Source organism: Myroides sp. DW712, from assembly GCF_046557355.1.
Taxonomy (GTDB): Bacteria; Bacteroidota; Bacteroidia; order Flavobacteriales; family Flavobacteriaceae; genus Flavobacterium.
In genome coordinates this window covers 139,650-156,217 of the sequence record NZ_JBKFDO010000003.1, presented here as the reverse complement: position 1 = coordinate 156,217, position 16,568 = coordinate 139,650, and the positions used below count along the sequence as shown (strand labels likewise).

10 protein-coding genes are annotated in these 16,568 nt (G+C 38.5%); 5 read left to right on the top strand and 5 right to left on the bottom strand.

Annotated features, from left to right (window positions below; translation table 11 throughout):
* Nucleotides 1–3 precede the first annotated feature (3 nt).
* The gene (locus tag ACLJX0_RS03685; protein WP_410878545.1) at nucleotides 4–5,499 is read left to right on the top strand and encodes an alpha-2-macroglobulin family protein; all 5,496 of its coding nucleotides are present in this window, start codon (nucleotides 4–6) and stop codon (nucleotides 5,497–5,499) included.
* Nucleotides 5,500–5,553: 54 nt separating this feature from the next.
* On the top strand, nucleotides 5,554–7,926 hold the full coding sequence (pbpC, locus tag ACLJX0_RS03680) for a penicillin-binding protein 1C (RefSeq protein ID WP_410878543.1): 2,373 nt from the start codon (nucleotides 5,554–5,556) through the stop codon (nucleotides 7,924–7,926).
* Nucleotides 7,927–7,963: 37 nt separating this feature from the next.
* Here pbpC and ACLJX0_RS03675 read toward each other — a convergent pair whose 3' ends face one another.
* Complete coding sequence (locus tag ACLJX0_RS03675; protein WP_410878541.1) at nucleotides 7,964–9,520, bottom strand: Rne/Rng family ribonuclease; 1,557 nt, start codon at nucleotides 9,518–9,520, stop codon at nucleotides 7,964–7,966.
* Nucleotides 9,521–9,843: 323 nt separating this feature from the next.
* Nucleotides 9,844–10,140: an HU family DNA-binding protein gene (locus ACLJX0_RS03670; RefSeq protein ID WP_002989807.1), complete on the bottom strand. Its 297-nt coding sequence runs from the start codon at nucleotides 10,138–10,140 to the stop codon at nucleotides 9,844–9,846.
* A 140-nt stretch (nucleotides 10,141–10,280) separates the two neighbouring features.
* On the opposite strand from ACLJX0_RS03670, the gene mutY reads away from it, so the two are divergent.
* From mutY to gldD, 3 genes are read left to right on the top strand one after another with little or no spacing between them, the layout of a single operon-like run.
* Nucleotides 10,281–11,315, top strand: a complete 1,035-nt coding sequence (gene mutY, locus ACLJX0_RS03665; RefSeq protein WP_410878539.1) for an A/G-specific adenine glycosylase — start codon at nucleotides 10,281–10,283, stop codon at nucleotides 11,313–11,315.
* An 11-nt stretch (nucleotides 11,316–11,326) separates the two neighbouring features.
* Nucleotides 11,327–11,767, top strand: coding sequence for a single-stranded DNA-binding protein (locus ACLJX0_RS03660; protein WP_410878537.1), 441 nt, complete (start codon nucleotides 11,327–11,329; stop codon nucleotides 11,765–11,767).
* 21 nt (nucleotides 11,768–11,788) lie between these two features.
* Nucleotides 11,789–12,373, top strand: coding sequence for a gliding motility lipoprotein GldD (gene gldD, locus ACLJX0_RS03655; protein ID WP_410878535.1), 585 nt, complete (start codon nucleotides 11,789–11,791; stop codon nucleotides 12,371–12,373).
* Between the two features lie 45 nt (nucleotides 12,374–12,418).
* Here gldD and ACLJX0_RS03650 read toward each other — a convergent pair whose 3' ends face one another.
* The 3 genes from ACLJX0_RS03650 to ACLJX0_RS03640 all read right to left on the bottom strand — a co-directional run bounded on the left by ACLJX0_RS03650 (nucleotide 12,419) and on the right by ACLJX0_RS03640 (nucleotide 16,439).
* Nucleotides 12,419–12,799: a heavy-metal-associated domain-containing protein gene (locus tag ACLJX0_RS03650; protein ID WP_410878533.1), complete on the bottom strand. Its 381-nt coding sequence runs from the start codon at nucleotides 12,797–12,799 to the stop codon at nucleotides 12,419–12,421.
* Nucleotides 12,800–13,052: 253 nt separating this feature from the next.
* Nucleotides 13,053–15,098, bottom strand: coding sequence for a M16 family metallopeptidase (locus ACLJX0_RS03645; RefSeq protein ID WP_410878531.1), 2,046 nt, complete (start codon nucleotides 15,096–15,098; stop codon nucleotides 13,053–13,055).
* 21 nt (nucleotides 15,099–15,119) lie between these two features.
* Nucleotides 15,120–16,439 carry a M16 family metallopeptidase gene (locus tag ACLJX0_RS03640; RefSeq protein WP_410878529.1) on the bottom strand — a complete coding sequence of 440 codons (1,320 nt, stop codon included), beginning with the start codon at nucleotides 16,437–16,439 and terminating at the stop codon, nucleotides 15,120–15,122.
* Between the last annotated feature and the right edge of the window lie 129 nt (nucleotides 16,440–16,568).

The following is a 16,568-nucleotide window of genomic DNA, read 5'->3' as shown; positions in this document are numbered from 1 at the left end:
GCTATGAAGAACAAAATTGTATTAACCGTAGTATGTCTACTTTTAGCCTTTCTACAAGCGTGTAAAAAAGACGCTACCCAAGATTTTCCGCTATCCGATCCCAAGGACTTTAGCGCGTACATCGGCGCCTTTACTACAGGAATGATTTCCTCTAAATCGCCCATTGATATTGCTCTAACAAAAAACTGGGGCGAATGGACGGATCAACAAGAAGTGGATGCAAAACTATTCACGATTTCACCAGCAGTAAAAGGGAAACTACACTATTTAGCTAATCAAACCCTGCGTTTTGAACCTACTGAGCGCTTAAAACAAGACCAAAAATACTATATTACTTTTCACTTAGGAAAGCTAACTACAGTAGAGGAAGGCCAGCAGTCGTTTTCTTTTTTGGTTCACACCGTACCTCAACAATTTACTGCTGAATTCGCCGATTTACAATCAGCAGATAAGGACACTTATATCCTCAATGGAACCATCAAATCCAGTGATTGGATCAGCACAGAAAACATCAAAAAGATCGCTACAGCTCAACAAGAGAAACAAGGCCTTGAACTTACTTTTCAAACCAATGACAGTCAAGAAAGCAAAGAATTCCCCTTTAGTATTCGCGGCATCAAACGTCAAAAGGACAGCAGTGAACTGACGTTAGCCTTAGACGGAAAACCAATGCAATTGGACCAAAAAAACACGCAAACATTTGAGATTCCAGCGCAAAATGTATTTCAAGTTCATCAAGTACTAACCACAGTAGGAGATAATCACGCTTTTGCCATCAACTTTTCCAATCCCATCAAAAAGAATCAAAGTTTAGAAGGACTCATTCGCTTACAAGGATTAGAGAGTCTTCCCCTTACTTTTTTAGTAGAAGGAAACCTCATCAAAGTGTATAGCGAAAAAGCATTACCCGAAGAGGTTGTCTTAAATGTACAAGAAGGAATTAGCGATAGCTATGGCACCAAATTAAGTGGAATCTACGCAGAAACCATTACGTTTGCTATTCCGAAACCCGAGGTGCAATTGCTGCAAAATGGAACGATACTGCCCTCTTCAGAAAATTTAAAAATTAACTTCAAAGCGACTTCTTTACGAGCTGTTGATGTCAAAGTATACAAAGTATATCAAAACAATATTTTACAATTCTTACAATCCAATAATTTGGATGGTGCCTACTCGCTATACACCGTTGCGGCCCCTATTGCCAAAACAACCATTGAATTGACCAATCCGGATCCAAAAGCGCTTATGCGTTGGAATGCTTATGCGTTGGATTTATCAACCTTAATCAAACCCGATCCAGGAGCGATTTATCATGTTAAGTTCTCATTCAAAAAAGCCTATGCGATTAACTGTGTATCAGATGGAGAAGAAGAAATCGACATGGAAGAAGAAGAACTTTCTCCAGAAGATGATGAATACGAGTATTACTACCGCTATTATCCATGGGAAGAAAAAGACGACCCCTGCTCAGAGGCCTACTATTACTATATGCAAATGCCATCTACCAATGTATTGGCAAGTGATTTGGCTCTTATCATCAAAGGTGGAAATGACAATGTCTATACGGCTGTTGTAACGAATATTCTAACCACTGCCCCTGTCAATGGCGCTACGGTTGAATTTTACAGCTACCAACAACAACTAATCACGTCAGCAAAAACAGATAACAACGGAATTGCTAAGGTTAATTTAGGCAAAGACAAAGCCTATTTTGCTGTTGCCAAACAAGACAACAATACCACCTATATCAAGATTGATCAGGCCAATGCTTTATCCATAAGTAATTATGATGTGGACGGAACAACCCTACAAAAAGGGATGAATGGTTATATGTACACAGAACGTGGAGTTTGGCGACCAGGAGATGATATTCACATCGGATTTATCTTAGATGATATGGCCAATCCACTCCCTGAAAATCATCCAATTAAACTGACCCTATCGGATCCTTTCGGTAAGGTAACAGAACAACTGGTTCAGAAGAAAAATACCGCCAACCACTATGCCTTTAAAATTAAAACGGATAGTGAGGCTCCTACAGGAAACTGGGAGGCCGTGATTCAAGTAGGTGGTGCAAAATTCTATAAACGCATTAAGGTTGAAACGATAAAACCCAACCGCTTAAAAATAAAAAATAATGCAGAGGGCAAAGTCCTTACTTCCGATTATTACAACAAACAGGTAGATTATACAGTGGAGTGGCTACAGGGAAGTACCGCTAAAAACCTAAAAGCGGATGTACAAATCAAATTACTTCCAGAGCAAACGACCTTTAAAACGTTTCCAAACTATCGTTTCAACAATAGTTTATCTTCTTATGCAACAGAAGATATCAACGTATTTTCAGGACGAACAAGTGAAAATGGAACCTTCTCTTTTGCTTTAAACTTGAAAAATACGGTGGAAAATTCTGCCATGTTAAAAGCTATTTTAACTACCAAAGTCTATGAAAATGGAGGGGATGTTTCAACCGACGTCTCTACATTAACATATTCTCCTTATGCGAGTTATGTTGGAGTAAAAGCACCAGAGGCTAACAAATACGGCTATTATGAAACCGAAAAACCACTAGCTTTCTCGGTCGTAACCGTTGACAGTGAAGGGAAAGCCTTAGCGCAAAATGTACGCGTAGACGTATACCGCAAAAAAGGCTACTGGTGGTGGAGTTCAAATGAGTATGGAATATCCAACTACAATGCCTCGGATTATTACAGCTTATACAGCTCGGACGAAATAACGACCTCTTCTAAAGGAGGAACGAAATACGAGTTAAAAATTCCGGAACAAGATTGGGGGAATTATGAAGTAGTCCTAACCAATTTAAATAGTGGACATATTGCCTCTCAACAAGTTTATGTGGACTGGCCGTATTGGTCTGCCAAAACTCAGCATAGAGAAGGAAAAGATGCGATTGCCTTATCCATTGCAACCGACAAGAAGGAATATACGGTTAATGAAAAAATTAAATTGTCATTCCCATCGAGTGAAGGTGGGCGCGCACTTGTTTCGATTGAAAGTGGAAGTAGTGTATTAGAAACCCATTGGGTGCAAACCAAACAAGGAGAAACAACCTTTGAAGTTCCTGCTACCGCAGCGATGGCTCCTAATGCGTACATCAATATTACGTTGATTCAACCACATGCTTATACCATCAACAATGCGCCAATTCGCTTGTATGGAATCGCGCCAATCAGCGTATACAATAAAAAAACAAAGTTAGAACCGGAGATTATCATGCCGGATAAACTGCGTCCAGAGGAAAAATTCACCCTCAAGGTGAAGGAAAAAAACGGACAAAAGATGACGTATACGGTAGCGATTGTAGAGGATGGTTTACTGGATCTAACGCGTTTCAAAACACCTGCTCCTTGGTCCAACTTCTACAGCAAAGCCGCTTTAGGCGTACGTACGTGGGACGTTTTCGATTACATTATTGGGGCTTATGGCGGAACGATTAACCAAGTATTCAGCATTGGTGGGGATGAGGATTTAGGAGCGGGGCAAGTGAAAAAAGCCAACCGCTTTAAACCTGTCGTTATCTTCTCTGGTCCACATACCTTAGAAAAAGGAAAGACAGCAACACATGATATAAAACTGCCGAAATATATTGGTTCGGTTCGAACCATGATTGTCGCTTCTCATACCGAAAGCAGAGCCTATGGACACACAGATAAAACGGTAAAAGTCAATAATCCGTTGATGATTTTAGGTTCTTTACCAAGAAGAGCCGTTCCAGGAGAAAAAATCACTTTACCCGTGACTGTATTTGCCATGGAAAATCACGTTAAAAATGTACAGATTACCGTTAAAACAGATGATAAATTCAGTATTAATGGAGCATCCACTCAATCCTTAACTTTTAGTGAACCAGATGAAAAAGTAGCGTATTTTGATTTAGAAGTAGCCAATAAAACAGGAATTTCCAACATTGAAATTGAAGCAACTTCTGGAAAAGAAAAAGCAACCTATAGTATTGAATTGGACGTACTCAATCCAAACCCAGTAACCACACGTACGCAAGTGGTGAGCATTGATCCACAAAGCGAAGAAAACCTAGATTGGAATCCTTTCGGTATTGCGGGAAGTAACAAAGCAACCTTAGAGCTTTCTACCTTCCCAAATATCAACTTAACCACGCGTTTAAATTACCTAATTACTTTCCCTCACGGGTGCACCGAGCAAATCACTTCGGGTGTATTTCCTCAGCTTTACCTTGGGGAGTTAATTACGTTGGATGACAGCAAAAAACAAAGCATTCAACGCAATGTGAACGAAGGTATTCAACGCTTAGCACAACGTCAATTCTCTGATGGTGGATTTGCCTACTGGCCTGGCAATAGTTATGCGGATGATTGGGCTACGTCCTACGTAGGTCATTTCTTCCTCGAAGCGGAGAAAAAAGGATATGTATTACCTGTCAACAGCAAATCCAATTGGATTTCCTATCAACAGAAAATGGCGCGTCAATGGAAGTATGATTCCCGTTATAGTACCGATTTCGCGCAAGCCTATCGCCTTTATACCTTAGCTTTAGCAGGTCAACCGGATGTAGCTTCCATGAACCGATTAAGAGAAACACAAGGCATTTCGACTAATACGAAGTTTCGACTAGCAGCGGCTTATGCTTTAGCAGGGCAAAAAGAGGCCGCACAGAAATTAATCGCCCATTTATCACTCGATGATATTGCTGGTTATTCCTACTACGGCTCGTATGAAAGAAACTTAGCCATGGTGGTAGAAACGATGATTCACAGCAATGGAAACAAAGTGAAGACGCATGAATACGCAATCGAACTAGCGAATAAATTAGGGTCATCTCAATGGATGAGTACCCAAACAACAGCCTATGCCTTACACGCCATTGCCAATTATGTTGGCGTACACAAACCTGGAGATGGAATCAACGCGATTTACACCTACAATGGACAAGCGTCTACCGTGAATACAACTAAAGCGATGCTTCATTCGGATTTAAAAGGAATTAAATCTACTAACTCCTTAGCTGTACAAAACAAGAGTAATGCAGTTGTATATGCGCGTTTGACTTCTAGTGGAATTTTACCTGTAGGACAAGAACAAGCGGATCAAAGTAATTTAACGATTAAAACAACCTATCGCGGCACAAATGGTCTTGCTCTTAATCCAGCAAGTTTACAACAAGGAACCGCATTCATTGGTGAGATTGTTATCTCTAATACCAGTAATCGCCGCATTGAGAACGTTGCCTTAACGCATATTGTCCCTTCGGGGTGGGAAATTGTCAACCTACGTTATACCGATGCAGGAGGAACAGAAAATCAAGTCGATTACACCGATATTCGCGATGACCGTTCCCTCTTTTACTTTACGTTAAATGCCAACAGCAGTAAAACGCTAAGAGTTACTTTAAACGCATCGTACTTAGGAAACTACTACTTACCGGGTGTACAAGCCAATGCTATGTATGACAACGCCTACCGTTGTAGAACCATCGGTCAATGGGTGGAAGTAATTAAATAACAGAATAGTAAATCAAGATAAAATACAGGGATTTTCATCCCTGTATTGCTTTATATGAAATTCAAACCCAATTTACAGTGGAAAACATGGAGCATCAAAAAAAAGGTGCTTGTTATTCTTGTAGGCATCGCACTGATTGCCTACTATTTTTGTTTACCTCGAACCTTGTTTGACGCCTCCTATTCTACCGTGATAGAAAGTCGAGACCATCAATTGCTAGCCGCTCAAATTGCTCCAGATGGCCAATGGCGATTCCCCGAAATGCAAACGGTTCCAGAAAAATTCAAAACTTGTATTATCCTGTATGAGGACGAATACTTTCAGTATCATTGGGGATTCAATCCTGTCTCCATGAGCAAAGCTTTCGTATCCAATCTTTCCGCTAATAAAGTAAAAAGAGGAGGAAGTACGCTTACCCAACAAACCATTCGATTAGCCAGAGCAGGACAACCCCGTACCTATGCAGAAAAAATCATTGAATTTATCCAAGCCACACGTTTGGAATTTAAATACAGTAAAGCCTCTATTTTGAAATTATATGCGTCACATGCCCCTTTTGGTGGCAATGTGGTAGGCTTAGATGTTGCGGCTTGGCGTTATTTTGGAACGGCTCCAGCGCAACTATCGTGGGCAGAAAGTGCCACCTTGGCCGTGTTACCCAACGCTCCACGTTTAATTTATCCTGGAAAAAATCAAGAAACACTCTTAAAGAAGCGCAATGCCCTACTCAAAAAACTCTACGATCACCAGAAGATCGATCAAAGTACGTATGAATTAGCCCTGAGTGAACCCTTGCCACAAAAACCACATGAATTGCCACAAATGGCTCCTCATCTTTTGCATCAGATTGCGAAAACCAATAAGGAAGAACGACTGGTAACTACAATCGATTACCAAATACAACAACGAGCAAATGAAATCATTGCCAATTACTATGCGCATTATAAACAAGCCGAAGTGTACAATATCGCGGCACTGATTGTCGATGTTGAAAATCGAGATATCATTGCCTATATTGGCAATTCACCTACGACAGCAGCCCATCAAAAAGACGTAGATATTATTCAAGCTAATCGAAGCACAGGGAGTATTTTAAAGCCTTTTTTATATGCAGCTATGCTCGATGACGCTTCCCTCTTACCCCACCAATTGGTTGCAGATATTCCTGTCGTTATTTCAGGCTACAAACCCACGAACTTTTCCAATAGTTATGAAGGCGCTACTACAGCAAACGAAGCCCTATCACGATCGTTGAATATTCCCTTTGTTCTCTTATTACAGCAATACGGAGTATATCGTTTTTACGACAACCTGCAACAACTACAACTAACCTCTATCAACAAATACCCGGATCACTATGGTTTATCCTTAATTTTAGGAGGAGCAGAAAGCAGCTTATGGCAGTTAACTCGAGCATACGCGGGGATGGTAGGAACCGTAAATAACTACAACCAAACCCGTGATTATCGCACACAAGAAATACAAGAATTAAATTGGAGGGCGAATTACATGCAATCGTTTGGAACGAGCTATAAAGAAAAGACTATTTGGGGTGCAGGAGCGATTTACAATACGTTTGAAGCACTAACCAAAGTCAATCGACCCGAAGGCGACGAAGCTTGGCAATACTACGACTCTGCGCTTAAAATCGCTTGGAAAACAGGAACGAGTTTTGGAGGACGAGATGCCTGGGCTGTTGGCGTGAACAAAAAATACGTGGTAAGCGTATGGGTAGGCAATGCTTCTGGAGAAGGACGACCTTCTATTAGTGGTGTGCGTATGGCAGGGCCGATTCTCTTTGATTTGTTTAAATTACTACCCAAACAAAAGGATATGCCTGCTCCCTTAAACGATATGGAAGAAGTGACTATTTGTGTACATTCTGGTTATTTAGCAGGACCGAATTGTTTGCAAACCCAAACAGATCTCATCCCATTTCGAGCAAAGAAAACAACCTTATGCCCCTATCACAAACTCATACATTTAGACGCGACCTTACAGTATCAGGTTAATAGTCAATGTGAAACTATTGATCAAATCAAACCCACATCCTGGTTCATTTTACCACCAACAATGGCTTATTTTTATCGGAAATCACATAGCGACTATCAAGATTTACCGCCATTTAGAGGGGATTGTGCTCCACAAGATCAACTCAAAAAAATTGAATTTATCTACCCGAAACACGGTGATCATATTTATTTAACTAAAAACTTTTACTCCGAACTTCAGCCCTTTATCGCTAAGGCAAGTACAAGTAGTGCTAACAAAGCCCTATTTTGGTATTTGAATGAACAGTATATAGGAACAACCAAACAGTTTCACGAACTGGCGATACAAGGCAAAGCGGGAATCAACTACCTTGCGATTACGGACGAAGAAGGCCATACACAAACCATTGAATTTTACCTTGAAAAACAAAACTAACAAAAAACCCAAAACGGTCTTCGTTTTGGGTTTTTCGTTATTCTGATATTTCCTTTCCTTTCTCATCAAAGAAATGGTATTCTAAATACGTGTAAGCGTCACGCGGTACAATTTTGATCCATTTCTTGAACTCCATCCACCACTTCACTCGTAAAGAAGGCAATCCTTTCGTTAGATAGGCAGCCACAAAAGGGTGTGTATTCAAGATTATTTTACAAGATGGATCTCTTGCAATAATATTTTCGATTCGAGCTCTAATCTTGTCAATAACCAAGATTGGTGCTTCTATCTCTCCGTGTTCATTGGGATCTTCTTCTCTAGTTTCGATAGAAACCTCAGGTCTCACACGTTGTCTAGTAATCTGAATCAACCCAAATTTACTCGGTGGTAAAATTTTGTGTTTGGCTTTATCATCGCTCATTTCTTCTTTCAAGAAGTCATACAAGGTCTTTCTATTCTCTGGGTTCCCCATATCAATAAAATCGACCACAATAATCCCGCCCATATCACGTAATCTCAACTGACGGGCAATTTCTGCCGCCGCAATTAAATTAACTTCAAGGGCCGTATCTTCTTGTGATTGTGCTTTGTTTGAACGATTTCCGCTATTCACATCAATAACATGCAACGCCTCTGTATGTTCTATAATCAAATAAGCACCTTTGCTCATAGAAACCGTTTTACCAAAAGAGGTTTTAATTTGGCGTTCAATGCTGTATTTCTCAAAGATAGGAACTTCTCTCGATTGGTAATGTTTCACAATCGACGCCTTTGCAGGGGCGATTTCTTGTAGATAGTCCTTGGTTTGATAATACAAATCCTCATCATCAGTAATGATTCCAGTAAAGGTATCATTAAATACATCGCGTAATATGGAGGAAGCTTTATTTACTTCACCCAATACCTTTGAAGGATGATGTGCGGTTGTTAACTTTTTGCACATATTGTTCCACTTCGACATCAAGTTGCGCAAATCTTTATCGATCTCGCTTACTTTCATGCCTTCGGCAACTGTGCGTACGATTACACCAAAACCTTTGGGTTTGATGGATTGTACTAATTTTTTTAGTCGATCTTTCTCCTCTTTAGACTCAATTTTTTGTGAAATTGAGATGCGATTGGAAAAAGGCACAAGTACGACATAGCGACCTGCAATAGACAATTCCGAACTAATACGCGGTCCTTTGGTTGAAATAGGCTCTTTTACTATTTGAACTAGCAAAGACTGATTGGCACTTAAGACATCCGTAATAGCACCATCTTTATCTATTTCTTCCTCAAAAACAAAGTTTTCTAAGGCGTAATCTTTTAATTTACCTCCACTTACAAGTTTAGTGAACTTCAGCAGCGTTTTTAAGTTTGGCCCCAGGTCGTGATAGTGCAAAAATGCATCTTTTTCAAAACCAACGTGTACAAACGCAGCGTTTAATCCAGGAACGGGTTTTCTAATTTTGGCAATAAAAATATCACCTACTTGAAAACCTTTACCTTCATCTGCTTCACGCTCTCTGTGTAGTTCAATTAGTTTTCCATCTTTTAATAAGGCAAAATCTACTGTATCAGAATTCGACCTAATAATTAGCTCTTTATTCACACTGTACATTTTTATCCATACTCATTCATTACACTGTTTTTAGGATGGTTGAAACATCCGTTAAAACAAAATGAGTTTGTATAGATGGATTAAACATTATTTTAAAAACAAGCGTACACTTGTTTATTCCTTCTTTAACTTGATAAGATAGCTATCAATGTGCGTACGTCAAATTTCTTAGAAAAGAAAAAAGTAGTATTAAACTACTTTTTCTTTTTGTGACGGTTAGCTCTCGCTCTTTTTTTACGCTTATGCGTTGCTACCTTATGTCTTTTTCTTTTTTTACCACTTGGCATAATGTGTGTAATTTAGAGATTAATAAATTATTTTACTTTTACTTCTGTGTTTGATTTTACACCTTCTACAAACACTTTAGCTGGTTTAAATGCAGGAATGTTGTGAGCTGGAATTCTAATCGTTGTGTTTTTTGAAATGTTTCTTCCAGTTTTCTCAGCTCTTGTTTTGATGATAAAACTTCCAAAACCTCTTAAATACACATTTTCACCTGTTTCTAACGACGCTTTTACTTCATCCATAAAAGATTCTACTGTCGCTTGAACGTCACCTTTCTCAAGCCCTAATTTCTCTGAAATTTTAGCTACAATGTCCGCTTTAGTCATTTTAGATATTAATTATATTTGTTGTTGTCCGTTTTTTTTTAGAGTGTGCAAATATATTAATTTATAATCCAATAATTCAATCTTAATCGATTAAAATTTAATTATATATCGTTTATTTTTGCCCCTCACACATTTTAATCATGATTTTCTCTAACAAACTAATAGCTTGGTATTTAGACAATAAACGTTTTTTACCTTGGCGTGAAACAAAAGATCCGTATTCCATTTGGCTATCAGAAATTATTCTTCAACAGACGCGAGTAGCGCAAGGACTGCCCTATTTTGAGGCCTTTAAACGGACGTATCCTACTGTTTTTGATCTAGCAAATGCCCAAGAAGATGATGTTTTATTACTTTGGCAAGGGTTAGGATACTATAGCCGAGCGCGTAATTTACACGCAACCGCTAAAAAAGTAGCCTATGAACTTCAGGGACAATTTCCAACAACCTATAAAGACTTACTCTCACTCAAAGGGGTAGGTGAATACACCGCCGCTGCAATTGCCTCTATTGCCTATGATGAAGTCATTCCTGTTGTTGATGGAAACGTTTTCCGAGTTCTCGCACGAATTTACGGAATTACATCTGATATATCTACGCAAAGAACAAAAAAAGAATTTCAACAGATTGCTGCTGGTCTAATTTGTACCAAACAGCCCGCTATTTTTAACCAAGCCATCATGGATTTTGGCGCCCTCCAATGTACCCCCAAAGGAACAGATTGCACCCCTTGCCCTTTTATAACGACCTGTGTCGCTTACCAAACAAATCAAGTGGATAAACTCCCTGTAAAGCTAAGTAAAACAAAGGTTAAGAACCGATATATGGACTTTGTTATCTACCTGGATGACAAAGGAAATACACTATTGGAGCAACGTACCCAAAAAGACATTTGGCAAAACCTCTACCAATTTCCAGTCCTAGATCGATTTGAGGACACTCCTGTCAAGATTGAGGATTATCTTGCACAACAGTCCATTGCTAAAGAGATAACGCATATTGAACAGCTAACATCCGAGCGCATCATACACCAACTTTCCCATCAAAAGTTACATCTTCACTTTTGGTTGATTAAGACCAAGGGCATTCACGGAACCCCAATTCCTTGGTCTGAATTAAATAAATTTGGTTTTCCGATTGTAATTCATAACTTTATTCAATCCTTAACGGTATAATTTTTTCACTTATGAATGGCACCTTGAACAAAGTTACCCTTATTGGTCACCTAGGCGAAAATGTAAAAATACACTATTTCGAAAATGGCAATTGCATTGGGCGTTTTTCCTTAGCAACGAACGAAGTTTACATTAATAAGTCCACCAATGAACGTATTACTTCAACAGAATGGCACAATATTGTGGTACGCAATAAGCAGGCTGAAATTTGTGAAAAACACCTCACGAAAGGAGATCGCATCTATGTAGAAGGCAGAATCAGAACCCGACAATGGACCACAGAAGAGGGAATACAAAAGCAAATTGTAGAGATTATTGTTACGGAATTTCTATTTTTAGACACCAAAAAAGAGGCTGGAAAAACAACGACCCCTGAAGAAATTGAACGCAAAAAGGCCATAGACAACTTCACAATTCCCGGAGAAAACAACAACGATAATTTACCTTTTTAATCGGATAAGTACATCAAATTTATGTTTCAAAAAACATTAGCCTACTATGGCGTCGCCTTTTTAGGCCTATTACTTACACTAGGATCTTGCAAAAAAGAAACTACACCAAGACCACCTGCGTATTTAACATTAGAATATCCCCAGCAAGAATATCAACGCTACGAGAATTCATACCATCACTTTACGTTTGATTTAAACAAAAATGCGCGTGTAAAGGAGATTAAATCGACCGCTTTCGAGGTGCATTATCCGCAAATGAAAGCTACCATTTTCATGAACTACAAAACAGTTGACAACAATTTAGACGCCTTACTCAAAGATGCGCAAAAGTTAACGTATGAACACTTTATTAAAGCGGATGAAATTATCGAACAGCCCTATCTTAACGAAGAAAATCGCGTGTATGGTATGTTTTATCACGTCGGTGGTAATGCAGCAACCAATGTACAGTTTTACGCCACAGATAGCGTCAAAAACTTCGTAGTTGCCTCGCTGTATTTTTATGCCAAACCAAACTTTGATTCCATCCTTCCCGCTAGTCATTACATCCAACAGGATATGCGAAAAATGCTAGAATCACTGCGTTGGGAACAAACTAAAAAATAAAAAAAAGCTTTCGATAATCGAAAGCTTTTTTTTTCTATCACACAATTAAAGTGCTTTTACTTCTAAATTTTCTACTGTATAGGCGCCATTGGCAATCTTCTGAACCGTTTGTGTCAACGATTCACTATTTTGTTTGGCGTCATCAAAAACAACTGTTGCCGTTTTGCTGTCAAAATCAACCATCGCTTCTTTTACTCCTTTCAAACCACTTAACTTTCCTTCTATCATCTTTGCACATCCTAACGCACAAGTCATTCCTTCAATTTGAAAAGTAGCTTGTTCCATGTTTCCTGCTACTTCATTCGTCTCTGTAGCTGCTGTTTCTACTTGTTCCACTGCCTCTACTTCTTTTTTAGTTTCTCCTTTACATCCCACTAAAAAAACTCCTCCTATCAAGGCCACTAATCCTAGTTTTACTATTTTCATTTTGTTCGCTGTTTCTACTTTGATTAATACAATGTTTTAGTAAAACAAAAATACAAAAAAATACCCGCCTTTTTGCTCTAATTCATTCTTTTTGTTTTGATAATCAATCTAAACGGTGGACAGTTGACGGTTTACAGTGGACAGTAGATAGTAGATGATAAACTGTTAACCGTTAACCGTTAACTAAAAAAAAATCGCTATTCAAATTGAATAGCGACTTTCACAAAAGAATTATAATTAATTTTAAACAAGATTATTTAAAATCTGCATCCGATACTCCTTCGTTAACTTTTACTTCCTTGATTTTCATTTCGATTTCAATTCCAACATTCATCGATTGAAGAAACGGAAATTTAATTCCTTTTACTTCTTTGTAATCCGAATAGTTAACTACTTGTTGCATTTTTTGCCCCATTTGCTCGACCTCTTGCACTACAGCAACTTTCAATCCTGTTGTAGTATCGTAATAGCTTGTGGTGTTTCCCACTTTCACTCCGTATGCATCAACTCCATTGATTGCTTCAATTCCTGTTAATACCGCCGATGGATTCGCTTTTAACTCACCAAACGGTGTTGCTTCTGCTTGTGCATCTTTCAATTCTTCTCCAGCAAGTTCTGTTTTTTGTCCTTGTACAACAGCATAACCTGTTTTAGGTGTAATCACTTGTTTTGACATCACCGCTCCCATCATCTTTTGCTCAGAGGATAAGAATCCGTCTTTTATTTTATTCACCATCTCCAATTTCATACCTTGTACTTCCGCTTCACTTGTGATGAATAGCGATTTCACCGCTTTCACTTTTGCTTCACCACCAATAGCTTGGATATAGTCGGCTAAAACTGTTTGCACCGTTACTCCTGCAGGAACTTCTTTCTTGAATACTGGTTTTTCTACCGCATTTGCTTCTTTATCATAGAAGAACATAGGTTTATTCAGCCCTTCTAATCCTGTTACAACATCGGCTCCTTTTCCAACAATCACAATGCGCATTTGATCATTTAAGAAATACTTTTGCGCTGCTTTTTGGATATCTGCTGGCGTTACCGCATTAATGCGTTTGATATAATTTTCGTAGAAATCTGCAGGTAATTTATGCAATTCTTTATTTAAGGCATAACGCGCAACAGTTTCTGGTTTTTGAATTTGCATCACAAAGTTTCCAATGTATTTTGCTTTTGCCATTTTCAACTCCTCGTCTTTGACTAGCGTTGTACGCATTAAATCAATTTCTTTGATGAATTCTGTTACTGCACTATCTGTTACTACGTTGCGAACAGAAGCGCTTGCTCTGAATTTACCTGGGTATTTGCGAGCCGTACTGATTGAAGAATACGCACCATACGTCCATCCGTGTGCTTCACGTAAATTTAAGAACAAACGTCCTTCACCACCACCACCTAAGATTTGATTGGCCAATAAAGCAGCAAAATAATCCTCATCTGTCATTTTTAAGTTCACCTCATTCACTAAGGCAATCTCAGACTGTACCGCATTTGGCATATTAACAAAGTCAATTTGCGTCGTTGCTACGTTTTTATTAGTTTCTATTTCTTCAAAAGCTACAGGTGATTTTTTCCAATTGTTAAACAACGACTTAACCGCTTTTTCTGTTTTTTTGTAGTCTACATCTCCTACTACTACTAGATACGCGCTATTGGGTGTAAAATACTTGGTATAATAAGCTTGTACGTCAGCTAAAGTTACATTGCTTACGGTTACTTCTGTTTCAAACTCTCCCGCTGCTGTATGTTTCCCATACAACAACGCATCTTCTACGCGACTTGCAACAGCTGACACACTTTTTTCACTTGTTTTTAATGACTCGATAACTTGCGCTTTTGCCTTGTCAAATTCTTCTTGTGTAATCACTGAATTCAAGGCTCCATCCGCTAATAATCCCAAAATAGTTTCATTGTATTTAGACAATCCACTAGCAAAGGCTCCACTAGAGAAAAAACGAATATTTGCGCCTAAGAAGTCAATTTCATCATTAAATTGTTCTTTGGACATTTTTTTCGTTTGATTTCCTAAAACTTGGGATAAAATAGAGGCAACCCCAGCCTTATCTCCCTCCACAACCAACGGATTATCAATTGTTAAGATATATGATACTTGAGGTAATTTATGATTGGGAACAACCAAAACTTTCAATCCATTCTTCAAGGTAAATGAAGTAGGCTGTCCTACGTGAACGGTAGGTACAGGTCCTGAAACGGGTTGTTTTCTGTCTTGTGCTTGTAATTGAGCAGCCGCTAAAGCAAAAACTAAACTAGCTGCATATAGATATACTTTTTTCATTTCTCTTCTTCTTGTTTCGCATTAGTTATTCGCTTCTTTCTCTGGCGTGTAATCTAAAATCAATCGCTGATTTTTATTCAAATATTTCTTTGCCACTTCGCGGATTTCCTCACGTGTAATAGCTCGGTACATTTCAATATTTGTATTGATTAAATTCGTATCACCATACAATAAGCTATACGTAGCTAAGTTATGAGCCAATCCTTCTAAATCAGAATTACCACTTACATACTCATTTTCTAATACGTTTTGTAATTTTTGAAAATCGCGTTCTGAAATTAACTCCGTTTGCAATTTTTCAATTTCTTTATCGATTTCGGTTACTAAATCTTGTGTTGTATACCCTTGCATTGGTAAACCATAGATTAAATAAGCGCCATAATCTTCTTGACTTAAATTAAACGCACCAATTTCTAAGGCTTTTTTCTGCTCATCTACGATTTTTTTGTACAGACGCGAACTTTTTCCATTCGATAAGATAGACGAAATCATATCCAATACGCGAGCATCACGTGTTTTCATTGATGGTGTGCGATACGCTTGCACCAACATTGGAATTTGAACGTTTGGATCTTGGTATTCAGCTTTAATTTCTTTGGTAATTGGATCTTCTTGAATTGCCGTACGTGTTACTGGCGTACCTTTGGCAATCGTTCCAAAATACTGTTTGATCCAGTTTTTTGCTTGTGCGGTTTCAAAATCACCAGCCACAACTAATACAGCATTGTTTGGAATATAAAACTTCTTATTAAAAGCCAAGAACTCCTCCAATGTAGCAGCATCTAAGTGCTCCATTGATCCAATAGGTGCCCAACGGTACGGGTGTTTTGTAAATAAGTTCTTTTTCACTTCTGGAAGTAATTGCCCATAGGGTTGGTTATCCATACGCAAACGCTTCTCTTCTTTTACCACCTCATTTTGGGTATCTACCCCAATCTGATTGATGATGGGATGCATCAAACGTTCAGATTCCATCCACAACCCTAATTCTAAATTATTGGATGGAAATACTTCGTAATAATAGGTTCTATCATCAGAGGTATTCGCGTTGTTTTGCCCTCCATTGGCTGTTACGATTTTAAACCATTCTCCGCGCTCAATGTTTTTTGTTCCTTCAAACAATAAATGTTCAAAAAAGTGAGCAAATCCCGTACGCTCCGGGTTTTCATCTTTTGCCCCAACGTGATACATCACAGAGGTAATAACAACAGGCGCTGATTTATCCTGATGTAAAACAACTTTTAGCCCATTGTCTAACGTGTATTCTTCGAATTCCACTTTTTGAGCCGACGCTGTCATTCCATAAAATAATGCGCCCAAAATCAAGAGTGATCTTTTCATTTTGTAGTTTTTGAATTTAGTTATGACTATATGAGACGCGTATTTTTGGAAATGTTACAGGTTGAAGTGTTATTTTTTGTTCTTTGTTAGTTTCTTTTTGGAATTTTTTTTGCAAAGATTAGTTGATTG